The sequence below is a fragment of the Chryseobacterium sp. AG363 genome (assembly GCF_003610675.1).
In the GTDB taxonomy this organism is placed as follows: Bacteria; Bacteroidota; Bacteroidia; order Flavobacteriales; family Weeksellaceae; genus Chryseobacterium; species Chryseobacterium cucumeris.
This window is the reverse complement of the sequence record NZ_RAQF01000009.1, coordinates 73,455-95,222: the sequence shown is the minus strand read 5'-3', so window position 1 is coordinate 95,222 and position 21,768 is coordinate 73,455. Positions and strand designations below refer to the sequence as shown.

Sequence of the window (21,768 nt, the reverse complement as noted above, 5' to 3'; positions counted from 1 at the left end):
ATCGAAAGAAAATAATCAGTTTCAAATATTAAAATTTATACTCATGAAAAAACTAAAAATTACAGCTCTTTTGGCAGTGTTGGCATTCTCTCCTTTTTATGCTAATGTACTTACTGCAGACGCTCCATCCATTGTGAAAATGGTAGCAGATGCTATTAAATGGAAATCAGAATCTATCGATGTAGGAAATATTCCTCAGGGAAAACCGAAATTGATCAGATTTGAATTTACGAATACAAGTTCAAAACCAATCATTATCCAGAATGTAGCTCCTTCTTGCGGATGTACCACTGCAGATTATACAAAAACACCTATCCAGCCAGGGAAAAAAGGATTTGTAGAAGCCAGCTATAACGCAGCAGCGGTAGGACCATTTATGAAGACTGTAAACGTTACTACTAGTGACAGCAAAACTCCTAAGACACTTTCTTTCAAAGGAGTGGTAGCTTCTTAATATATTGTTTTAACAAATGAAAAAATAGCCGGGTAATTATTATCAGGCTATTTTCTTTTTAAATAGTTGATCTATATTTAAGAATAATATAAGGAACAATTATTTGTAGCATTATTTATCAACCCATTTTAAAGGATTGCATTTCAATATTTAGTATTTTTAAGAAAAAATATTTTATGAGTCTATATACACAACCTATGCTGCGCGAAGGTGCACTAAAAGATAAAGTAGCGATTGTAACAGGAGGCGGAAGCGGCCTTGGAAAAGCAATGACCAAATACTTTCTTGAACTGGGTGCCAAAGTAGTGATTACTTCCAGAAACCTGGAAAAATTACAGGGAACAGCCAAGGAACTGGAAGAGGAAACAGGAGGGAAAGTGCTTTGTGTAGCTTGTGATGTAAGAAACTGGGATGAGGTGGAAGCCATGAAAGAAGCAACTCTGAAAGAATTCGGAAAGATTGATATTTTATTGAATAATGCTGCGGGAAACTTTATCTCTCCCACAGAAAAACTGACTCACTCTGCGTTTGACTCTATCCTTGATATTGTTTTAAAAGGAACAAAAAACTGTACCCTTTCAGTAGGAAAACACTGGATCGATTCTAAAACTCCGGGAACAGTACTGAATATCGTAACCACTTATGCATGGACAGGTTCTGCCTATGTAGTGCCATCAGCCTGTGCAAAAGCAGGAGTTCTGGCGATGACCAGATCACTGGCTGTAGAATGGGCAAAATATGGAATCCGTTTCAATGCCATTGCACCAGGACCTTTCCCAACCAAAGGAGCTTGGGACAGACTTCTTCCGGGAGATCTGCAGGAGAAATTTGATATGAAGAAAAAAGTTCCGTTGAGAAGAGTGGGGGAACATCAGGAGCTTGCCAACCTTGCGGCTTATCTGGTTTCCGATTATTCAGCGTATATGAATGGGGAAGTGGTAACCATTGATGGTGGAGAATGGCTTCAGGGAGCTGGAGAATTTAATATGCTTGAGGCGATTCCTCGTGAAATGTGGGATGCTTTGGAAGCCATGATTAAAGCAAAAAAGTCAAATTAAATTAAACTTATATTAAAAAAGTTCCCGGATATGTAACAAATCCGGGATTTTTTTTTACCTATACACTAAATAATACTTTTTCAAATGAAATTTAAACTTCCAACCCTTGTTTCGACGCTTGCAGTTGTCCTCTTTTCAGGATCTGCATATGCACAGCAGACTCCGAAATATGATTATGTAGAAGCATTTAAGCCGTTCTTTTATCCGCAGACAGGTACAGCTACCCGTTCTGCAAGCGGACAGCCGGGACATGCTTACTGGCAGAATTCAGCAGATTATCATTTGAACGTCAGCCTGAATGAAGATAAAAAAGAAATTACCGGTACAGCGCAGATTACCTATACCAACAACAGTCCTGATAAATTAGGTTTTCTCTGGCTGCAGCTGGATCAGAATCTGTTTGCAAAAGATTCCAGAGGAAATGGTGTAGTGCCGCTATCCGGGAGCAGAAACGGAGCTCATGGTGAAGAATTTAACGGTGGATATACCATTAAATCAGTTAAACTGGATGGTAAGAAAGATGTAAAATACACCATTACCGATACAAGGATGCAGATTGATCTTCCCAAAGAGCTGAAAGCCAATGGAGGTGTGGCAAAGATAGAAATAGAATATTCTTTTATTTCTCCTGAGTATGGTTCAGACAGAATGGGAGTTCAGGATACTAAAAACGGTAAAATATTTACCATCGCACAGTGGTATCCGAGAATGTGCGTATATGATGATGTCATGGGATGGAATACGCTTCCTTACCTTGGTGCTTCGGAGTTTTATTTAGAATATGGAAATATCACAGCCAATATTACTGTTCCTGCCAGTCATTATGTCGTAGCATCCGGAGAACTTCTGAATGAAAAAGAGGTTTATAGCAAAGAAGAGATCAGCAGATGGAACGAGGCGAGAAACAGTGATAAAACAGTAATGATCCGCCCTGAGTCTGAAATCGGTAAAAATAAAACTTCAGGAACAAAGACCTGGAAATTTAAAATTAATCAGACAAGAGATTTTGCATGGGCATCATCTGCCGGATTTATTTTAGATGCTGCAAAAATAAATTTACCCAGTGGAAAGAAATCTTTGGCTATTTCAGCTTATCCTGCGGAGAGTGCTGGTGATAAAGCGTGGGGAAGATCTACAGAGTATACTAAAGCAGCTATAGAACATTATTCAAAAAAATGGTATGAATATACCTATCCGGCTGCCACCAATGTAGCTGGAAATGAAGGTGGAATGGAATATCCGGGAATTGTTTTCTGCCATATGGATTCCAAAGGAGAAGATCTTTGGGGGGTTACAGACCATGAGTTCGGACACAACTGGTTTCCTATGATCGTTGGATCTAATGAAAGACTTTTTGCATGGATGGATGAAGGGTTCAATACATTCATTAACGGGCTTTCAACGGAAGCTTTCAATAAAGGAGAATATTACCGTAAACCGAATCTAGCAAGATCAGGAACGTATCTGCTAACCGACAGCCTGGAGCCTGTAATGGTAGGTCCGGATAATATGAAAGAAAGAAGTATCGGAGCATTGGCTTACTATAAGCCGGGAACAGGATTGGAAGTTTTAAGAGAAACAATTTTGGGTCCTGAAAAATTTGACAAAGCATTCAGAACCTATATTGACCGTTGGGCATTCAAACATCCGACGCCATGGGATTTCTTCCATACGATGGAAAACGTTTCCGGAGAAGAACTGAACTGGTTCTGGAGAGGATGGTTCTTTAATAAATGGAAAATTGATCAGGCGGTTAAGAACGTACAATATGTAAACGGAAACTTTAAAAACGGCGTTCAGATTACGGTTGAAAATATTGGCCAGCTGCCAATGCCTACAACCGTACAAATCAAATTCAAAGACGGAACAACACAGATGGTAAAAATTCCTGTTGAAGTTTGGAAAAGAAATACTGAATGGACATTCAAGGTAGAATCCAGCAAGGAAATTGATGAGGTGAAACTGGATCCGAATTCTGTTGTTCCGGATGTCAATCTGGAAAATAATAGTAGAAGACCTGCATAGTTCATATAAGATAAAATTGTGCAGTATAAAAGCCTGAACTTACAACAGTAAGTTCAGGCTTTTTATTTTTAGGGTGTTTTTCCGGGATAAGTAGAGGGGTTTCCCTACAATGTTTTGGTAGTCAGTGATATAATTTTGTCCCACAATATTAATCAAAACAAAAAACATGGAAACATTAAAATCGGTGCTTGAAGCAAGCCACGCCAAAAAAACTAAAAATGAGTTAATCGACCTTTTATCGGGAGTAGAAAAAGTACTGACTCCGGCAGTCTATGAAAAAGTGTCAGGAATTGAAACCTCAGAACTGAGTTCATTGACGAATAAAGAATTATTAGCCATCGTAGACGAGTTCAAAAAGAATTATGATGAAAAGTGGGAAAAATCTTTTTCCGGTGCCTCTTCTGAGATCATGAAACTGATTGCCGGTAGAATGTCTGCCGATGAAGAGATCTTCAGAACTTCAGATGCTGCCAATGCAGATTTTGCAGCAGAATTGGGAAGCATCGACTTTGCGACTATTATTGGCGGACCTTTGGATGCTTGTGTAAAAGCGCAGTCCAATGCCTCTATTGCCACCGTTAATTTCATCAACGAAGTCGGGTTCGAGCTTACAGATCCGGCCAATGCTGCCAGTACTAAAAAACTGAGAATGGCAGAATTCAAGTACAAAAAAAATATTCCGAATCCCGATTTTAAAGAAGATGAGCCGGTAAGTGCTAGTAACCCAAAAACGATTCCGAACGACGTGGAAATTTCAGTACCTTTTATTGCATTGCTGAATGTTCCGAGCTTCAGAATTGAGACCTGTGAAGTAGACTTTAATGTTAAACTTAATTCTACATACACAAAAGACGTAAGTGATGAATTCGGGATCAATGCCGGAGTATCCGGTGGATGGGGACCTGTGAAATTCAAAGTGGACGTATCCTATAAGAGAACTTCCAGTACAGGAATCAAAGTGGAAAAAGAATATTCTCTTGGGGTAAAAGTGCGTGCCACCAATGACGAAATGCCTGCAGGGCTTGAAAAAGTGCTTGGACTTCTTTCACAATAAAAGATTTTACGAAAGATGATAAAACTATCAGATTACCTGGATTATCTCAACAACGAGATAATTCAGGCTCGTAAAAAAGCAGACGAAAATGCGGTTCTTATTGCCAAAGAATATGCCCGCCATGAATATCTTAAGTATTTTAAGGTTCCGCGCTATGCTCTGCCTAGTGTAAAGATGGATATTCCGATTAAAATCACTGATATCGATTCGGATTCCAAATATAATTTTAAACTGAATGAAGATCAGTTTGTAACAGAAATAAATGAAAGAATCCGTCTGGTGAATAAGGAGAAGAAATTTAATATTCCTGAAATAAATAAAAGACAGATTCAAACTGAAGAGTTTAAAACCCTGTTCAGTAAACTGGAAAAAAATGATCAGAAATTCGGGCAGCTCCCAGCCAATGAAGTGCTCAAACTGGATCTCAGAAATAAAATGCAGCTTCTTAATTCCGGAATATTTAGACCTCAGGAAGGAACAGAAGAAGAAACTGATGAACTGAAAGAAATTTTTTCAAAAGTTCTGCTGAATAAATATACGCTGGTGAATGCAAAGTTGAACAGCATTTATATTGATCCCAATACAAGCGCAGCAGAAGATAAAGATAAACTATTCATCAATCTTCATGTGGAAATGGAGGAGGAAGGAATCAGGATTGTGTCTTACAAAGATAAAGACGGCAACGAAATAGAACAGATAACTTTTGAGTAATGCAGGAACTTATTCACTTTACGGTACAGAAAATCAAAGAACTGCTGGAACAGTTCAATGAAGTTCAGGCTTTATACCTGTCAAAATCATTTGACTTTGATGCCCGGTTCGATGCGTTTCTCAACGAGGTTCTGGAGTATTTCCGTACCAAAGGAAACACCAGTCATGAATCTGAAGTGCTGAAGGTAATGAATATGATTTCTACCGTTAAAAGAGGCTTTAATCCTATTAAAATGGAAAAAATAATAACGGGAAGAAGAGAAATGCTTGCAGGATTCTCATTTAACGGAATGGAAAGTATTTATGATATTCTGATGGAAATATATGCCAGGGAAAACAAAAAACTTGAGGATGCGGAAGAACTTATTTCAGGAATCATTGTCTCATTATATCAAAATGGCATTCTGGATGATGAAAAGCTGAAAGATATGAATTCCGTTCCTAAAATTGAACGTTTCTGGACTTCACTGGCTGAACAGAATACAGCGATATCCGGGATTAATAAGAAACTTAGACTGACCATTATTCCGGAGGATATTTTTCTTATTCTCGAAAAGATATTTCTGAAATTAATTTAAAAAAGATCATTATGGAAACCGGAAGATATATTGTTCTGTTGCAGAACCAGCAGAAAAATGCACTTAAAAAAATTGAAAAAGAGCTGGAAGTGAGTATCACCTCTTCAGAATTGCTGTCTAAAGAAAACCGTTCTTTTGAAATCATTAATAAGGACAATGGCGTACTTTACAAAAATCTTGGGGTTTTGGTGGTGGAAAATATGGATGAAGATCAATTGAAAAATGCTGTGAAAGATGAATCCAATTCTATTGTATACTACGAAAAAGAAAGAGAGTTTTTTCCTGCAGATGAATTGCAATTGATTAATGAGCTTAAAAAGCAGTCGGCCGGGCTTGCAGAAAAAATTTCAGAACTTGAAAAATATATCACGAATAAACCTTTGCCTCAAAAATCATTCATTGAAATGGAATGGGGATTAAAAGCAATCGGACTGGAAAATGCAAATTATACAGGAAAAGGAATTGATGTCTGTATTCTTGATACCGGCCTTGAAACGTCCCATCCCGATTTTTCCGCTGAAGAAATTGAAGGAAAATCTTTCATAGATGGTGAAGACTGGAACAGAGATCCGAATGGTCACGGTACACACTGCGCAGGAGTAGCTACAGGAAATACAAGAAGTGATACCGGAAGACGTTACGGAATAGCTAAGGATTGCAACCTGAAAATAGCAAAAGTACTCGCAGATAATGGAAGAGGAACTACCAGCAGTGTCATTGATGCGATAGACTGGGCCATTTCGAAGAAATTCAGAATATTGTCTCTTTCACTAGCTTCTCCTGTGAAGTTTGATGATCAGCCGTCTGTTCTTTTTGAAACCATTGGAGAAAGAGCACTGGAAAATAACTGCCTTATTATCGCAGCGGCTGGAAATGACAGCAACAGACCGCAGATTCCACAACCTGTTTCAATGCCGGCCAATTCAAAATCAATTATGGCCGTAGGAGCTATTGACGCTCAGATGAAGATTGCAAGATTTTCAAATGCAGGCCTCAACCCGTCTACAGGAGGAAGTATCAATGTCTGTGCTCCCGGAGTCGATATTATCAGTTCGTATCCTAAAAATGCAAAAAATAAAAGTAATTTGTACTACAGCATGAGCGGTACAAGTATGGCTGCACCACATGTTTCCGGACTTGCCGCTTTGTATATGGAACAGTTTCCTAACAAATCAGCAAAAGAGATCTGGGAACTGATTGAAAACAAAGCAAGACCTATTGAAGGTATAAAATACAGAGATATTGGAAACGGTTTAATACAGATATACTTATGATCACTTATCTCGCAGTTTTAAAGAAAGAAATAAATTTAAAAAAGCTTGAAGTTTTCCTCAAAAATAAAGGCATAAAACTGGCTGCTCACTACAAAACCATTGGTGTTGTAAAGCTAGAAAGTAACATTTCCATTTTGGAGTCTGAATTTCAGGAGTATTTTATATCTATAGAAGAAGAAAAAGATAATTTAACAATATAATCACATCAATAAGGCTTTTCTGTCACAGAGAAGTTTTATTTTTGTCTCTTAATGATAAAATAACATATGAATTTCAGATTTTCAATGGTGTTTCTGATGTTTTTTGCATTGGGATTTTCACAGGACCTTACCGTAATGAGTTTTAATATCAGACTGAATGTAGAGTCGGATAAAGACAATGCCTGGCCAAAAAGAAAGCAGGATGTTGCCGATTTACTGACGTATTATCATCCTGATTATTTCGGAGTACAGGAAGCGCTTCCGGAGCAGATGAAAGATATTAAAGCAAGTTTAAAGAACTATGATTATATCGGAGTAGGAAGAGATGACGGCAAAGAGAAAGGAGAGTTTTCTGCCATCTTTTATGACACAAACAAACTGGAAATTGTAAAATCCGGGACTTTCTGGTTATCTGAAACTCCGGAAAAACCGTCAAAAGGCTGGGATGCGGCACTGAACAGGATCTGTACTTACGCCATATTTAAAGATAAAAAATCGAAAAAAGAATTCCTGGCCATGAATCTTCATTTTGATCATGTAGGAAATGTGGCAAGAGTAAAATCTTCGGAACTGATTCTGAAAAAGATCAAAGAACTGAATCCAAAAAATCTTCCGGTAACGCTGAGCGGAGATTTTAACCTTACAGATGATTCAGAACCGATTAAAATTCTTTCCCAGAATATGAAAGATACTTTCTATCATTCAGAGACGAAGCATTACGGCCCGGTAGGAACTTTCACAGGCTTCAATGTGAATGAAGTTCCAAAAGACAGAATAGATTATATTTTTACACAAGGCTTTAAAATAAGATCTCACCGACACATCAATGACAGAAGAGAAAATCTTTTGTATCCTTCAGACCATTTTCCGGTGATTGTGAATCTTTCTCTATAAAAATCAATTGGTTGGAAAATCAATTTCAAATCCAATTCCTCTCAGGGATTGGATTTTTATTTGGGGATCATGGATGAAATATTTACGAAGTCTGCTGATAAACACATCCAGGCTTCTTCCGGTAAAATAATCATTGGTTTCCCAGAGATTATCCAGGATATTATCTCTGGTGATGATCGTCCGGTTATGCTTCAGAAGATATAATAAAAGTTCCTGTTCCCGTATAGTCAGCCGATTATTTCCGTTAGGATGTGACAACAGAAGTTTGGTGGTGTCCAGTGAAAACTCTCCGATTTTTATCTGACTTTCTATCACGGCGGGAAGTGTTCTTTTCAGAATATTTTTAATTCGTAAAACAAGTTCTTCAGGGTCGCAAGGCTTGGAAATATAATCGTCGGCACCTATTTTCAATCCGGTCAATCGGTCTATTTTTTGATTTTTAGCCGTTAAAAATAATAAAGGGAAATTACTTCTTTCCTTAATGATCATTTTCGCCAGTGAGAAGCCATCGATATTGGGCATCATCACATCCAGAATTCCTATCTGAAAGGGAAAATCAGACTGAACGAATGGTACGATATCTTCCGGATTCTGAAACCAGCTGACTTCAAAATCTTCCAATTCAAGATACTGCTTAAGAATCATTCCGAAATCCGGATCATCTTCTGCCAGAAGGATTTTAGTTTTCATAAGGAATTAATATTTTAAAAGTACTGCCTGTATGAAGATGGCTGGAAACTTCTATTTTTCCACCATAGTTTGTAATGATTTTTTTTACGAAATAGAGGCCCAGACCAAGACCTTTGCTATTGTGAATATTGTTATTCTGTATTCTGTAAAATTTTTCGAAAATATTATTCAGCTCTTTTGTTTCCATGCCCTGACCGTTGTCGGAAACTTCAAATTCTAATTGTTGAGAACCGTTTCGCACATGTATTGTAATAACCGATGCTCCATATTTTACACTGTTTTCACAAAGGTTTTTAATGACCGTTTCCATTAAGTTTTTATCAAAAGGAAGTTCTTGTGAAACTGTATTTTCAAGCTTAAAATCTGTAGTTGGATAGGTAACGGAAAGATCCTGAATAAAAAAGTTCCAGTCTTCAGGTTGTATGGCGGTCATATCATCAGGAATTTCATCTTTATGAAGCTGAAACATCAGGCTTTCAAGACGTGAAATCTGTCTGTCAATAAGAGGAAGCGTTTCAGGATTCCATTCTTTTTTTAATGCTTTCGAAGCTATTTTTAAAGTAGCGATAGGCGTTTTAAACTCATGTGAAATGTTATCCACAATGTTGTGGAGAACTTCCACCTGCTTCTGCTGCTGAATAAGATTTCTTATCGTGAAAATATAAAGCAGAAGAACTCCTGAAAGAAGAATAATGCAACAAATAATCAATAAGGTAAGCTCTTTGAAAACAATGCTTTTTATATTTCTGATTTCAAAATCGGTCTGGGTTTTTACAAGAAAAGTATTCTTTTTTTCAACTTGCCCTGTTTCCGTATCATCTCTTTTGGTGGTTGAGGTTTCCCAGCTTCCGTTACTGGCAATGCGTGGATTTTTTAGTTTATCCTGCGTTTCAAAAATAACAATAGGTTCGGTAATCACTTTTGAGCTGTCCGGTAGATGAACAATGGAAAGATACCGTATTCTTGCAGAGATTTCGTAACCGTCTTTTTGGTAGCGGCTGTCGATATAATGAATCAGCCTTTCTCTGGCAGATTTTCTGTTTTCTATGAAATAGCGGAGAAAATCTTTTTTGTTGATCTCCTTATTATGATACTGTATAATGATTTCCTGAAGAGAATCATCATTTCTTTCTTTAGCCTCCTGAATGTCCTCAAGATTATCTGTGTAATTGGTAAGCCCATCATTCACAGATCTGTAGATGTCCCTCTCTTTTACCTGATAGGTTTTATACATAAAATAAACCTGAATTCCCAGTAAAAGCAGGAATAGAGCGGCAAAAACCGGGATGAGAATTTTACTCTTGGCTATCATTAAAACAAAGATAAAACTTTAGTCATTTTCAGGAAATGATTATTTTATTATTAACCTTCCATTAACCATAGTTTTGAATCTTCCAAAATAAAGATTTATCCTTCTGTCTGAATCTGGATGTTTTGAAACCAGAAAAGACATTAACCCATCATTAACCTTCTGTTAACCGTATTTTTTCCAGTCAATATGGAATTTTGTCCCCATAGAACAGAACAGCAGTTTTTGTTGGAAAGGATAAAAAAATAACCATGTATAAAATTCTTTTTCTTTTGTGTTTTCCCATTTTGATTCTTGCCCAGAAACAAAAAGCTGGAGGAACAGTGGTGAATACTGAAAACGAAAAGCTCTCATCTGTAAAAGTGAAAGTGTATAATACTCAGGATAAATTAATTAAAGAATTAGAAACGGATGACAATGGGAAATTTGTACTGGAGGATATTGCAGAGGAATATATAAAGCTGGTCATTAAAAATCAGGGATATTCTTTATTTGAGAAAAAAGTGGATTTAACAGAGTCTGAACCTCTGAACATTGTTCTTAAAAAAGAATCTCAGGAAATAGAAGGAGTAGTCATGACGAAACGTAAACCTTTGGTGAAAAGAAAGGTAGACCGTCTTGAATTTAATGTGGAAAACAGTAATATTTCCTCACTCAATGCCTGGGAAATTCTAAAAAATACACCCAGTGTTACCATTAACAACAGTGTATTGAGTGTAAAGGGAAGTACCGGAATTCTGGTGACGATTAATGATAAAAAAGTAATGCTGACAGGGGATGAGCTTAAAAATCTTCTGGAAAATACACAGGGAGATGAAGTGAAATCTGTAGAAGTGATTGCCAATCCGCCTGCCAAATATGAAGCTTCAGGAAGCGCAGTACTGAATATCGTTCTGAAAAAGAATAAAATTGAAGGCTACCGTGGTATTCTTTCATCCAAATATGTGCAGACACAATATGCGAAGGGTGTATTTGGTCTCTCTCAATATTATAAAAAAGATAAACTTTCCTTAATGGGAAGCTATTATAAAGGGCTGGGAACGTACTACCGGGAAGGAACAGATTATGTAAACTATCCGGAAAGCCAAACCCGATGGGTAAGTACGATGAACAGGAAGGATAAAAACAATAACCAGAATACCCTGAATTTTAATGCGGAATATGAACTGGACAGTTTAACCAATCTAAGCCTCAACTACTCAGGGTATTTTTCTCCAAAGTCCTTCGGAACTTATAATGTTCCTACATTGATCTATAACCAGCAGGATATAGTGGAATCTGATTATACAACAATCAATGATCATCGTTCCCGTTCCATCAATAACTCGGTAAGTTTTCAGATAGATCGCAAGCTGAATAAGAAAAGCAGTCTTTCATGGATCAATTATTTTACCGGAAATAATGTGGATAAATACCAAAATGTAATTACATACTTAAACTTTGCAGGACAGCCACCGAAAGAAGATAATTTCCTCACTGAGAATAAAGCGGATGTTCAGCTGTATTCTACCCAATTCGATTATCAGTGGAAAGATGATAGGCTTGAACTTGAATCCGGTACAAAATATAGTTTTGTAAAGACAAGCAGTCAGCTTGATTTCTCAGATAATGAGAACGGAGCATTACAATACAGGCCGGAAAAAAGCAGTGTTTTTGATTATAAAGAACACAATTTTGCCCTATATTCTTCGTTAGCCTACAATGTCGGGAAATGGAGCTTCAAAGGTGGACTTCGTGCGGAAATGACAAATCTTGAAGGGGTGGTTTCAGAACCTCATGAATTGAATAAAAGTAACTATTGGAAATTCTTTCCCACTTTTTATGCACAATATACCACAGAAAACAAACAGGAATTTGGGTTCTCCTATGGGAAAAGAATCAGCAGACCTTCCTATTCATGGTTGAATCCTGCAAAATCTTATTATAATCTTTTTTCCTATTATCAGGGAGATCCAAAATTAAAAGCTACAATTATTCATAATCTCAATCTTACTTATTCCTGGAAAGACTGGAATCTGGATTTGTATTACAGAAAAGAAATATATCCTTCCATGGAAATCTCCTATCAGGAACCAAGTACCAACAGTTTGATTTATTATTTTACCAATATTGAGAAAGGAGAAGCTTTTGGAGTAAGCTTGTACAAAAATTTCCAGGTGAAATCCTGGTGGAATATTATCCTTTCTGAAAATCTTGAGCATAATGAAAATTATTTCAAAGGAATTGATGGAATGTTATATAAAAATAAAGTCTGGAACTGGGTATCCAATATCTCAACAAGCTTTACGCTGGATAAAAGCAGCGACTGGAAAATGGAAATGGGACACCGTTACTATTCTCCAGGCATACAGGGAACTTTCAGAATATCTTCTTTGTGGTCAGCCTATTTTGTAATGAATAGAAAATTCTTTAGTAAAAAACTGGAAGCCAGCCTTATTTTTAGCGATATTTTCAGATCTACAGAGCAGAGAGTCAGTACAAAATATGCAAATCAGGATAATTATTTTCTTGATTATACCGATACTCAGGGAGTAACATTTTCATTGAAATTCAACTTTGGAAATCAATCGGTTAAAAATGCAAAAACAATTAAGAAGACCGCTGAACAGGATCGATTGTAGAATATTTTAATGTAAAAGTTTATTACAGTGAAATATTATGGCGAAAGAATAATCGTCTGATGGTACATTTTCGCTATTTTTGATGCTTATCTTTAAAAAGATTGCTATGAAGAAAATTTTTTCCGGAATGCTGATTGCAGTTTGTTTACTGCAATTGTCAGCTCAGGAATTGTATATGCCGAGGAATATCAAAAAAGCGTACGAGAGAGGAACACGTGATATCTCCGGAGCGCCAGGAAAAAACTACTGGCAGAATAAAGGAGTTTATAATGTAGAGGTGAAAGTAGATGCTGCTACAAAAATAGTTTCCGGAAAAGAAACTATTGTTTATACCAACAACAGCCCGGATAATCTGAATGAACTGGCTATACGATTTGTGAATAACCTTCACAAACCACAGTCGCCAAGATCAGGATTTGTATCCAAAGATTTCCTTTCATCCGGACTGAAAATTAAATCCTTTACTGTAAACAACATAAAATATGAGATCAACAGTGATGACTGGAGTACTGTTGAAAAAGTACAATTAAAATCTGCTTTAAAATCTAAATCAAAAGCTGAGGTTAAAATAGAGTGGGAATATCCATTGTCAGTTCAGAGTGGAAGAGAAGGGCAGATTGATCCTGAAACATTCTATGTGGCATACTCTTTTCCAAGAATTTCCGTGTATGATGATTACAATGGATGGGATATGCTTCAGCACTCAGACAGACAGGAATTTTACAATGATTTCAATGATTACAGTTTTGCCATCACTGCACCAAAAAATTATGTAGTTTGGGCAACCGGAGATTTTCTGAATCCGGAAGCTGTTCTTCAGCCGGAATATTTAAAAAGGTATAAAGCTTCCCTGAAAAGTGATAAGCTGATGCATATTGCCACAGAGCAGGAAATGAAGTCCGGAAAAGTAACCAAGCAGAACAAGTGGAATATCTGGAAATTTAAAGCAAATCATATTACAGATTTCTGTTTTGCGATGAGTAACCATTATGTGTGGGATGCTGCCAGTGTTGAGTTAAAAACAAAAAGAGCCAGCGTTCAGGCAGGATATAAAAACGGAGCGAAAGATTTTGAACATTATGTAGACTGGATGCGCTATAATCTGGATTGGTTTTCAAAAAACTGGCCGGGTGTAGAATATCCTTACAATGTAATGACGGCTATTCAGGGATATGCAGATATGGAATATCCTATGATGATTAATGATACCAGTATTCCTGATGATCTTAATGATGCCAGGTTGACGGCAGATCATGAAATTGCCCATACTTATTTCCCTTTCTATATGGGAATCAATGAAACAAGATATGCATTTATGGATGAAGGCTGGGCAACCACGCTGGAATATCTTATAGGAATTGATGAAAAAGGTGAGGCTGCAGCTAAAGAATTTTATAAAAACTTCCGTGTTAAAAAATGGATCAATGATCCTTCTGCTGAGCAGGATCAACCAGTGATCACGATGAGTACGCAGGTAAGTGGCGCCGGATACGGAAACAACTCTTATGTAAAATCATCATTGTCTTATCTGGCTTTGAAAGATTATTTGGGAGATGAACTCTTCAAAAAAGCATTGCACCATTATATGGACAACTGGAAGGGAAAACATCCTGTTCCATGGGATTATTTTAATTCTATGAATACAGGATCAGGAAAAAATCTGAACTGGTTCTTCCAGAATTGGTTTTATACCAATAATTATATTGACTTAAAAGTAACAGGAGCATCACAGATGAATGACATGCTTACCATAAACGTTGCAAATGTAGGAGGTTTTGCCATTCCGTTTGATGCTATATTGTCTTATGATGATGGAACTACGGAGAAAATTCATTTTTCTCCTTCAGTTTGGGAAAAAGATCAGAAACTGACTGATCTGGTGATTCCTATTAAAAAGAAAGTAAAATCTGTACAGCTGGATGGAGATATCTTTATGGATTATACTCCGGATGATAATCGTAAAAAGTTATAAAAAAAGCCTTCAGAATACGAAGGCTTTTTTTGTTTTTAGAAATAGGCAGTTAATCTTAAGCCTAATGTAATATAACTGATTTTTTCTTTAGCAATCAGGTTGTTCAGTTCCTGATCCAGTTCTTCACTTTCCTTGATCTCATCGCTGAAGGAATATTGAATTGTGGAGTTGATCTTATTATAATCTGTATAGAAAGTAAGGCCTAGTCCCGGATTGAACTTGTAGGTCATGGAAGCTCCTGTATTCCAGCGGAAAGCCGGTCTGGGTTTGTATCTGGCGATCTGAAGTTCGTTGTTGGGAGCATCAATATCGTTTCCTTTTAAAAATACTTTTCCACTTGCTGTTGCAGCATATCCTCCGGTTACCTTTAAAGTAAGCTGCCATTTTTTTGATAGTTCATGAGAAAAATAAGGTCCGATGCCTGCAGAAAGAAATCCCATAGATTGTGTTTTGATTTCGTGATTGCCAAAATCCTGTTCGTCATCAAATGTTATTCTTTGGGATTTAATAGGGAAGCTGCTGAAGGATACATCGGCACCCACACCCCATTTTTTTGAAAAGAAGTAAGCACCTTCCAGTCCTCCCTCGAAACCAATTTGTTTTTTATCATCCAGTTCAGATTCCTTCAGGAAATTGGTGGTTCCTAAAGCAGTTCCCATTTTCAGTGCAAGAAAAGACGGGTAATCATTTCCCTGTATTCTTGATAAGATGCTTAAATTATCTCCTTTGTTCTTATAAATTTTATCAATAAAGAAATATCCCAGTTCTGTTGATATAATCCCGATACCCGCACCAGCCAGAATATCCGGAACCCAGTGTCTGTTATTTAAATTTCGTCCAAGTCCTGTAAGAGTTGCAGAACCATAGCCCGCAATACTGTAGGCTGGATTTACCAAACCATATTCTTTATGCAGAAAACTGGCATTGGTAAAAGCCATTGCCGCATGTCCTGATGGAAAAGAGTTGTTTTTGGATCCATCCGGACGTTCTACTTTTGTTGTGTATTTAATGGAATTAACTAAAATGGCCATGATGGCTAAACTTGTACCATAAGATAAAGTTGCTCTTCCTATATTGTTACGCCCCTTTATACCTGCTAGTTTCAACCCGTAAACAGCTACAGCAGGAGCATATTGCAGATAATCATCATATTTCACTTTGAAGTTGGGAAGATAGCGGTTTCTTACTTCACGTATATTTTCTTTTTCTCCCCATGTTGCAGCAGCAGCAGTAAAAAGAATAGCTGGAGCTACAGATTTTTTTACCCATTCTTTTTGAAAAAAAGGAGTTTTCTCCTGAATAGAATATCCTGAATTGATAATTGCCAGATCTTCTTTGAGATTTCTGGATGGGATGGTATCCAGCAGTGTTTTAATTTTGATCGTATCCTGAGCTTTAATAAAGTATAAATGCAATAGTATTCCTGATGCTAATGCTATTTTTTTCATCTTAGTGGTGTTGAAATTTAAATCGCATAAAAATATAAAAAAAATCTATCCCAAAAATTGAGATAGACTATTTTAATATTTTTATAATTTTCTAATCGAGGTTGTTGGTTATCTTAATCCAGCTCTTGGCCCTGATGCGGATACTACAGCCTGCATTCTTGTTTTTTGATTCGCAGAGAACATATACATAGATTTGTCATCCACATAATCCATATAGTTCATGAACATCTGAGAACGGCTTACCCCTCCGCAAACTCTGTTTAGAGGATAGGTCGGATTTCCATAGTTAGGACCAGGAGAGGTAGGAGTGTCATTAGAGTAATCTGTCTGACAACCCGCATCGGATGATCCCCAAAGGTGAGGAAGATTTAGATAGTGTCCTACTTCATGCGTTACTGTTCTTCCTAAATTGAATGGCGCAGATGCACCTGTTTTTCCGATATACTGATATCCAATTACAAGACCATCATACCATTGCCCGGCATTTTCAGGATAATAAGCGTAGCCTAGAGTTCCAGGTTGGTTGTTTTCGTCAAGAATTGAATTAACAACCCAAATATTCATGTTTTTATTTACATCAGTAGCATCAATACCTCCAGTGCTGGCTTTTTTCATTTGTTCCAGATCAGATCTCCAACCTGTCTTCGTGCTCTGCTTACGGTTGGTAGCTACTAATTTGAAACGGATTTTTACATCACCTGCTGCTGAAGGTTGGAATGCAGAAGGGATTTTCGTGATATCAGAATTAGTAGCACCATAATCGGCATTAAGGACTGCAATTTGTTCTGCAATTCTTGCATCGGAAACATTTTGAGCAGAAGTGTTGTAAATTACGTTAAAAACAACAGGGATCTCAACAGTTCCGTCTGCAAGAACTTTTCCCACTTTAAGATTTTCTGCAAATTTTTCAGTACTGAATTCAATATCAGCCATTTTTTGTTTTAATGCAGGGTTTTTCAGAAGCATTGCCTGTCTGATTTCTTCTGATGGACAACCTCTTTTAAGAGCACTCGGAACAATGTTTTCCTGATCCGGAGAAGTCTCATTTTGGTTGGTTAAGCTGTCGTTGTTGCATGCCGACATAAGGCCCAGAATCAGGGCTCCAAATAAGAATTTTTTCATATCGTTATAATATAATTTGGTTGAGGGCGTGAAATTATATCATTTGAAATTAATATGCAAATTATTTTCATAAATATTTAACAAATAAACAATATTTGATTGATTTATTTGAATTAAAATCAATTGAATTATTAATGTATTGAATTTTAGTTAAAATCTATTATTTATTTTATATTTCACATTCAAGTGTATTTTAATGGTAAATAATTTTATCGTTTTTATGTTTTTTGTAGAATGTTTTTTATAATAAATCCGACTGATACAGGTTTTAAAAACAAGAAACCATTGATTTTAGTATTTTTCATTTGAGGACGGATAGAAAAAAAATCTGTCTCAAACTTGAGACAGATTTTAAATATGCAAAAAGATTTTATTTTTAATACACTCTTAAGCCGGATCTTGCTCCAGAAGAAGCTACTACAGATTGCATTCTTGTTTTTTGTCCTGCAGAGAACATAAACATAGCTGCGTCATCCACATAATCCATGTAGTTCATAAACATTACAGATCTTTGTACACCGCTACAGGTATTGTATAGCGGGTAAGAAGGTTTTCCATAATTAGCAGTAGTTTGTGTAGGTGTATCACTTACCTGGTCGTTTCCACAATTGGCATCACCCCAGATATGTCTTAAGTTCAGATAGTGACCTACTTCATGTGTTGCAGTTCTTCCCAGGTTGAAAGGAGAAGAAGCTCCGGTTTTTCCAAAATATGGAGCGGCTATTACAACACCATCATTCCATAAACCTGCAGATTCAGGGAAAGTGGCATATCCGAGAATAGTGCGTCCCTGGCTGGTCATTTTGCCCACAACCCATAAGTTTAAATAATTGGTAGGGTTAGTAGCATCAATGCCTCCTTTAGAGGCTTTTTTCATATCATCATTAGTTGCCCAGCTTGTTTTTGAAGTGGATTTTCTAACGGTGTTTACCAGTCTGAATTTTACTTTTGTATCACCAGAACTTACGGGTTGGAATTCGGTTGGAATTTTATTAATATCACTGTTCGTACCCGCATAGTCTGCGTTCAGTACTGCAATTTGCTCTGCAATTCTTGCATCAGAAACGTTTTCAGCTGTAGTTTTGTAGATAACATTTACGACAACAGGGATTTCTACAGTACCATCAGCAAGAACTTTTCCGAATTTCACATCATTGGCGAATTTTTCTGTATTGCTTTCTAATGCCGCAAATCTTTGTTGAAGTTCAGGGCTTTTTTTCAATGCTTCCTGTCTGATCTCCTCAGAAGCACAGCCTCTTTGAGCTAAACCTGCAAGAGTTGCAGCTTCGTCGGTTTTGTTTTCATTTTGATTGGTAATACTGTCATTGTTACATGCAGCCATTACAGTGAGCATAAAAGCTCCAAATAATAGTTTTTTCATATCAAAATCATTTAGGTTGAGAATGTGAAATTATATTATTTAAAATTAATATGCAAATGATTTTCTTTTTTATTTGTGATTTTGTTAAATATTATTGAATGTTATTGGTTTTAATTTAATGTTTTTTAAAATGTGTTAAATTTTAATTAATTTGAAATAGTGTACTAATGTGATCTTGGTTTTAATTATTTTATACGAATACTTTACGTTTAAATTTGCTTTTGAAAGAATTTTTTTATGGTAGAGTCTAATTTGCGAAACCATTTTTAATGGCAAAAACGGCAAGCCCTACACGGGTTTTAAGATCCAGCTTTTCACATAGCTGATCACGATAACTTTCTACTGTTCTTGGGCTGCAGCACATTCTATCTGCAATTTCTTTGTAACTGAGTTCAGTGACTGTATATTTCAGGAATTCTTTTTCTCTGTCCGAAATTCTTATTGCGATCTCAGATTCTGTCTCCTTGTTAAGATTGGAGAATATGATCTTTGAAGCCCAGTCCGGATAAAAAAAGCCATCACTATTGAGACGGGTAAGTGCAGTTTCAAGATCTCTTGGATGGGTGTTTTTTAGCAGATAACCTTTGGCACCGCTCCTAATCATCTTAATCACACTATTGTCATCTCCCTGCATACTGAGAGCCATGATTTTAATATCAGGATGATTTTTGCTAAGCCAGGCTGCGGTTTCAAAACCGTCCATAATAGGCATGCTGATATCCAAAAGAATAATATCAGGAATGGTATTGCCCTCTTCGAATTTCTGGATAAGATCTTTCCCGTTTTCACTTACATAGATTACTTCAAATTCACTGAAGTTACCAATAATTCCTTCCAGAGCTTTTGCAATAAGTATATGGTCGTCAACAATGACAATAGATTTTTTCATGACTGTTTTTTTAAAATAATATTGATTTGTGTTCCTGCATTTTCCTGGCTTTCCATACAGAAACTTGCTCCTATGATTTCAGCTCTGTTTTTCATATTCGTGAGTCCTATTCCGTTGGACTTGATCTGTGAGGTGTCAAACCCGATTCCATCATCACGAATGTCAAGCTCCCAAAGAGTATCTTCTGAAGTATTCAGGTTTATAAAAATATTTTTACAATGGGAATGTTTTATACTGTTTTGAATAAATTCCTGAGTAATCCTTAGTAAAACATTTTTATGAACAAAGCCCAGATCCAGTTGTTTGAAATTGTGTTCAAAACTCACATGACATTTTTTGAAGGAATTGGTGTTATCCACTTCTTCCTGTATCAAAGTTACAATTTCCTTCTGGTTGATATTATCATCTGTCAATGTTTTTGACAAGCTTCTAAGATCCTGCAGAGATTGATTAATAATCTGTGAAACCTGATCAATTCTTTCACTTGCTTCAGAAACTTTGTTTTCATAAAGCATCTGTTGTACATACAGACTTACGAGGGTAAGTTTCTGGCCGATATTGTCATGCAGTTCCCGACCAATCTGCTGCATGGTGGCTTGTTGTATTTCCAGTTGGGTAGACAGAAGTTCTCTCTGATGAAGTTCATTTTTTCTTTCAATTTCATTTAAGTACTCTTTTTTCCGTTGTCTGTAATTCCGGATATAGATAAATACGGCTATTACAAACATCAAAAAAAAGATGTTGAATGAAATAAGAGTTATTAAGAGTTCTGTTTTCCCCATATGAATGAACTTGCAAATAAAATATACATAACAGCACCTGAAACCTGGAAATATATAAAATAAATATCCCAGATATCAATATATTTCCAAAGAAGAGAGTTAAATGTCATAAATGGTAGGTTAGCGATGTAAAAAAGCGTTACCCCCAGATTGATATAAAACATTTTGTTTTTACTGAAATTAAGAATCTCAGATGAATTAACCTGTTTATAATACTCCATAATGACAAGAGCCATTAAGAGCAGACATCCTATATTGTAATTGAAAGAAAAGATTACTTTCTTTTCCGGAAAAAAAAGTGCTCTGAGGATATATGTTAAAAGATATGTTCCTGTTAAGATATAGAATAGTTTTGTTCTCTTCAGAGATTCTTTTGCATACAGCCAATAAAAGAATATAAACTGCAATGGAATCACAAAATAGTTATGAAAATTTATTCTGTCTATTTTAAGCGGCTTTTCTCCCCATTTTACAGCTGATTCACATAAAAAAATAACAATCAGATAAATGGCCAGATATTTCCAATGCAGTTTTTTTACACGATTGTAATAAACAAGGGAGGTGATGGCAGCAAATGCTTCTCCCCAATACATAAATGAAGAAAAAAATTTTTGAATCTCAGTCATACTGTGTTTAAAGATATGAATGATAATTAATAAGATATACCCAACGGAGGTGATGGTGGAATAAGTGTTCCGCTATTTTCTCCCAGACCTTTATCATCATCATCATCTTCTCCTCCTCCTATAGCTTTGACAGAACGGGCATTTAATGCCATTGATTTCCCTTCAGAGCTTTGGAAAGGATTGAAATCATAATCAATGAGTTCGCCTGCTTCGTCCGCTTTTTTCAATGTTGGGATCATTACCAGTGTGTGTTTTTCTGCATATTCTTCAGGAACAGGGTGGGAGTCCATAATAGACCAGTTTTCCTGTTTTGGATAAGAAGCGTAATAAAATCTTATTCCCAAATCTCCCTCAGAGGTAGCTGGATCCACTTTTGCAGCTTCTTCTTCAATTTTTGCAATAAAATTTTTTAATTTGGGAAGGTCAAACCAAATAGAATGAGCATCTTGTATTCCTAAAGTGTTATTAATAGCACTTAAATGATTTTGACGATAATTGTCGATCAGAGTCTGGATAAGACTGTTTGACATAGTACCAGGCTGTAATGGGTTGTTTGATTCTGTATTCATAGCTTAGTGGTTTACGGTAAAACTCAATTAATATGCAAATCTCGTAAAAAATATTATAGAAAATGTATTTGCTAATTGGGAATTACACTGTTATTTTTACCGTGTTTTTAC

General features: G+C 36.4%; 20 protein-coding genes. 11 read left to right on the top strand and 9 right to left on the bottom strand.

The window, feature by feature from the left end:
• The first annotated feature begins 43 nt into the window (after positions 1–43).
• The 9 genes from DEU39_RS24025 (at position 44) to DEU39_RS23985 (ending at position 8,248) form a co-directional block, all read left to right on the top strand.
• Positions 44–454 carry a DUF1573 domain-containing protein gene (locus tag DEU39_RS24025; RefSeq protein WP_062672251.1) on the top strand — a complete coding sequence of 137 codons (411 nt, stop codon included), beginning with the start codon at positions 44–46 and terminating at the stop codon, positions 452–454.
• Positions 455–630: 176 nt separating this feature from the next.
• On the top strand, positions 631–1,512 hold the full coding sequence (locus DEU39_RS24020) for an SDR family oxidoreductase (protein WP_062672250.1): 882 nt from the start codon (positions 631–633) through the stop codon (positions 1,510–1,512).
• Positions 1,513–1,596: 84 nt separating this feature from the next.
• Positions 1,597–3,537, top strand: a complete 1,941-nt coding sequence (locus DEU39_RS24015; protein ID WP_120233631.1) for a M1 family metallopeptidase — start codon at positions 1,597–1,599, stop codon at positions 3,535–3,537.
• Between the two features lie 166 nt (positions 3,538–3,703).
• A complete protein-coding gene (locus tag DEU39_RS24010) occupies positions 3,704–4,591 on the top strand; it encodes a DUF2589 domain-containing protein (RefSeq protein WP_228436901.1) in 888 nt (295 codons plus the stop codon).
• A 15-nt stretch (positions 4,592–4,606) separates the two neighbouring features.
• Positions 4,607–5,302 carry a hypothetical protein gene (locus DEU39_RS24005; RefSeq protein ID WP_062672247.1) on the top strand — a complete coding sequence of 232 codons (696 nt, stop codon included), beginning with the start codon at positions 4,607–4,609 and terminating at the stop codon, positions 5,300–5,302.
• The gene (locus DEU39_RS24000; RefSeq protein WP_062672246.1) at positions 5,302–5,880 is read left to right on the top strand and encodes a hypothetical protein; all 579 of its coding nucleotides are present in this window, start codon (positions 5,302–5,304) and stop codon (positions 5,878–5,880) included. Before DEU39_RS24005 ends, DEU39_RS24000 begins: the two co-directional genes overlap by 1 nt.
• 11 nt (positions 5,881–5,891) lie before the next feature.
• Positions 5,892–7,154 (top strand): S8 family peptidase, encoded by a 1,263-nt coding sequence (locus DEU39_RS23995; RefSeq protein ID WP_120233630.1) that lies wholly within the window; start codon positions 5,892–5,894, stop codon positions 7,152–7,154.
• Positions 7,151–7,354, top strand: coding sequence for a hypothetical protein (locus DEU39_RS23990; RefSeq protein ID WP_120233629.1), 204 nt, complete (start codon positions 7,151–7,153; stop codon positions 7,352–7,354). The genes DEU39_RS23995 and DEU39_RS23990 overlap by 4 nt, the downstream gene beginning before the upstream one ends.
• A gap of 66 nt (positions 7,355–7,420) precedes the next feature.
• Positions 7,421–8,248 carry an endonuclease/exonuclease/phosphatase family protein gene (locus tag DEU39_RS23985; protein WP_120233628.1) on the top strand — a complete coding sequence of 276 codons (828 nt, stop codon included), beginning with the start codon at positions 7,421–7,423 and terminating at the stop codon, positions 8,246–8,248.
• A gap of 3 nt (positions 8,249–8,251) precedes the next feature.
• Here DEU39_RS23985 and DEU39_RS23980 read toward each other — a convergent pair whose 3' ends face one another.
• Positions 8,252–8,938: a response regulator transcription factor gene (locus DEU39_RS23980; RefSeq protein ID WP_120233627.1), complete on the bottom strand. Its 687-nt coding sequence runs from the start codon at positions 8,936–8,938 to the stop codon at positions 8,252–8,254.
• Positions 8,928–10,250 carry a sensor histidine kinase gene (locus DEU39_RS23975; RefSeq protein ID WP_120233626.1) on the bottom strand — a complete coding sequence of 441 codons (1,323 nt, stop codon included), beginning with the start codon at positions 10,248–10,250 and terminating at the stop codon, positions 8,928–8,930. The genes DEU39_RS23980 and DEU39_RS23975 overlap by 11 nt, the downstream gene beginning before the upstream one ends.
• A gap of 248 nt (positions 10,251–10,498) precedes the next feature.
• Between DEU39_RS23975 and DEU39_RS23970 the strand changes: the two genes are divergently transcribed.
• Positions 10,499–12,868 carry an outer membrane beta-barrel family protein gene (locus tag DEU39_RS23970; RefSeq protein ID WP_120233625.1) on the top strand — a complete coding sequence of 790 codons (2,370 nt, stop codon included), beginning with the start codon at positions 10,499–10,501 and terminating at the stop codon, positions 12,866–12,868.
• Positions 12,869–12,974: 106 nt separating this feature from the next.
• On the top strand, positions 12,975–14,840 hold the full coding sequence (locus tag DEU39_RS23965; protein ID WP_120233650.1) for a M1 family metallopeptidase: 1,866 nt from the start codon (positions 12,975–12,977) through the stop codon (positions 14,838–14,840).
• A 35-nt stretch (positions 14,841–14,875) separates the two neighbouring features.
• Here the strand turns inward: DEU39_RS23965 and DEU39_RS23960 are convergent, their stop codons facing one another.
• The 7 genes from DEU39_RS23960 to DEU39_RS23930 form a co-directional block, all read right to left on the bottom strand.
• Positions 14,876–16,288, bottom strand: a complete 1,413-nt coding sequence (locus DEU39_RS23960; protein ID WP_062672232.1) for a phosphatase PAP2 family protein — start codon at positions 16,286–16,288, stop codon at positions 14,876–14,878.
• 108 nt (positions 16,289–16,396) lie between these two features.
• Positions 16,397–17,410 (bottom strand): zinc metalloprotease, encoded by a 1,014-nt coding sequence (locus tag DEU39_RS23955; RefSeq protein WP_062672230.1) that lies wholly within the window; start codon positions 17,408–17,410, stop codon positions 16,397–16,399.
• A gap of 376 nt (positions 17,411–17,786) precedes the next feature.
• On the bottom strand, positions 17,787–18,791 hold the full coding sequence (locus DEU39_RS23950; RefSeq protein WP_062672228.1) for a zinc metalloprotease: 1,005 nt from the start codon (positions 18,789–18,791) through the stop codon (positions 17,787–17,789).
• Positions 18,792–19,038: 247 nt separating this feature from the next.
• Positions 19,039–19,680: a response regulator transcription factor gene (locus DEU39_RS23945; protein ID WP_062672226.1), complete on the bottom strand. Its 642-nt coding sequence runs from the start codon at positions 19,678–19,680 to the stop codon at positions 19,039–19,041.
• On the bottom strand, positions 19,677–20,408 hold the full coding sequence (locus tag DEU39_RS23940) for a sensor histidine kinase (protein WP_228436906.1): 732 nt from the start codon (positions 20,406–20,408) through the stop codon (positions 19,677–19,679). The genes DEU39_RS23945 and DEU39_RS23940 overlap by 4 nt, the downstream gene beginning before the upstream one ends.
• Positions 20,409–20,440: 32 nt before the next feature.
• Entirely contained in the window at positions 20,441–21,088 is a 648-nt protein-coding gene (locus DEU39_RS23935) for a hypothetical protein (protein ID WP_120233623.1), read from the bottom strand.
• Between the two features lie 26 nt (positions 21,089–21,114).
• Positions 21,115–21,657, bottom strand: a complete 543-nt coding sequence (locus tag DEU39_RS23930) for a hypothetical protein (RefSeq protein WP_120233622.1) — start codon at positions 21,655–21,657, stop codon at positions 21,115–21,117.
• Positions 21,658–21,768: the final 111 nt, after the last annotated feature.

Excerpts from the sequence above, each read along its gene's own strand:
- DEU39_RS23965 (WP_120233650.1), top strand. The coding sequence starts at position 12,975 with ATGAAGAAAATTTTTTCCGGAATGCTGATTGCAGTTTGTTTACTGCAA.
- DEU39_RS24015 (WP_120233631.1), top strand. The coding sequence starts at position 1,597 with ATGAAATTTAAACTTCCAACCCTTGTTTCGACGCTTGCAGTTGTCCTC.
- DEU39_RS23930 (WP_120233622.1), bottom strand. The coding sequence starts at position 21,657 with ATGAATACAGAATCAAACAACCCATTACAGCCTGGTACTATGTCAAAC.
- DEU39_RS23945 (WP_062672226.1), bottom strand. The coding sequence starts at position 19,680 with ATGAAAAAATCTATTGTCATTGTTGACGACCATATACTTATTGCAAAA.
- DEU39_RS24005 (WP_062672247.1), top strand. The coding sequence starts at position 4,607 with ATGATAAAACTATCAGATTACCTGGATTATCTCAACAACGAGATAATT.
- DEU39_RS23955 (WP_062672230.1), bottom strand. The coding sequence starts at position 17,410 with ATGAAAAAATTCTTATTTGGAGCCCTGATTCTGGGCCTTATGTCGGCA.
- DEU39_RS23935 (WP_120233623.1), bottom strand. The coding sequence starts at position 21,088 with ATGACTGAGATTCAAAAATTTTTTTCTTCATTTATGTATTGGGGAGAA.
- DEU39_RS24025 (WP_062672251.1), top strand. The coding sequence starts at position 44 with ATGAAAAAACTAAAAATTACAGCTCTTTTGGCAGTGTTGGCATTCTCT.
- DEU39_RS23950 (WP_062672228.1), bottom strand. The coding sequence starts at position 18,791 with ATGAAAAAACTATTATTTGGAGCTTTTATGCTCACTGTAATGGCTGCA.
- DEU39_RS23995 (WP_120233630.1), top strand. The coding sequence starts at position 5,892 with ATGGAAACCGGAAGATATATTGTTCTGTTGCAGAACCAGCAGAAAAAT.
- DEU39_RS23970 (WP_120233625.1), top strand. The coding sequence starts at position 10,499 with ATGTATAAAATTCTTTTTCTTTTGTGTTTTCCCATTTTGATTCTTGCC.
- DEU39_RS24010 (WP_228436901.1), top strand. The coding sequence starts at position 3,704 with ATGGAAACATTAAAATCGGTGCTTGAAGCAAGCCACGCCAAAAAAACT.
- DEU39_RS24000 (WP_062672246.1), top strand. The coding sequence starts at position 5,302 with ATGCAGGAACTTATTCACTTTACGGTACAGAAAATCAAAGAACTGCTG.
- DEU39_RS23980 (WP_120233627.1), bottom strand. The coding sequence starts at position 8,938 with ATGAAAACTAAAATCCTTCTGGCAGAAGATGATCCGGATTTCGGAATG.
- DEU39_RS23960 (WP_062672232.1), bottom strand. The coding sequence starts at position 16,288 with ATGAAAAAAATAGCATTAGCATCAGGAATACTATTGCATTTATACTTT.
- DEU39_RS23990 (WP_120233629.1), top strand. The coding sequence starts at position 7,151 with ATGATCACTTATCTCGCAGTTTTAAAGAAAGAAATAAATTTAAAAAAG.
- DEU39_RS23975 (WP_120233626.1), bottom strand. The coding sequence starts at position 10,250 with ATGATAGCCAAGAGTAAAATTCTCATCCCGGTTTTTGCCGCTCTATTC.
- DEU39_RS24020 (WP_062672250.1), top strand. The coding sequence starts at position 631 with ATGAGTCTATATACACAACCTATGCTGCGCGAAGGTGCACTAAAAGAT.
- DEU39_RS23985 (WP_120233628.1), top strand. The coding sequence starts at position 7,421 with ATGAATTTCAGATTTTCAATGGTGTTTCTGATGTTTTTTGCATTGGGA.
- DEU39_RS23940 (WP_228436906.1), bottom strand. The coding sequence starts at position 20,408 with ATGTTTGTAATAGCCGTATTTATCTATATCCGGAATTACAGACAACGG.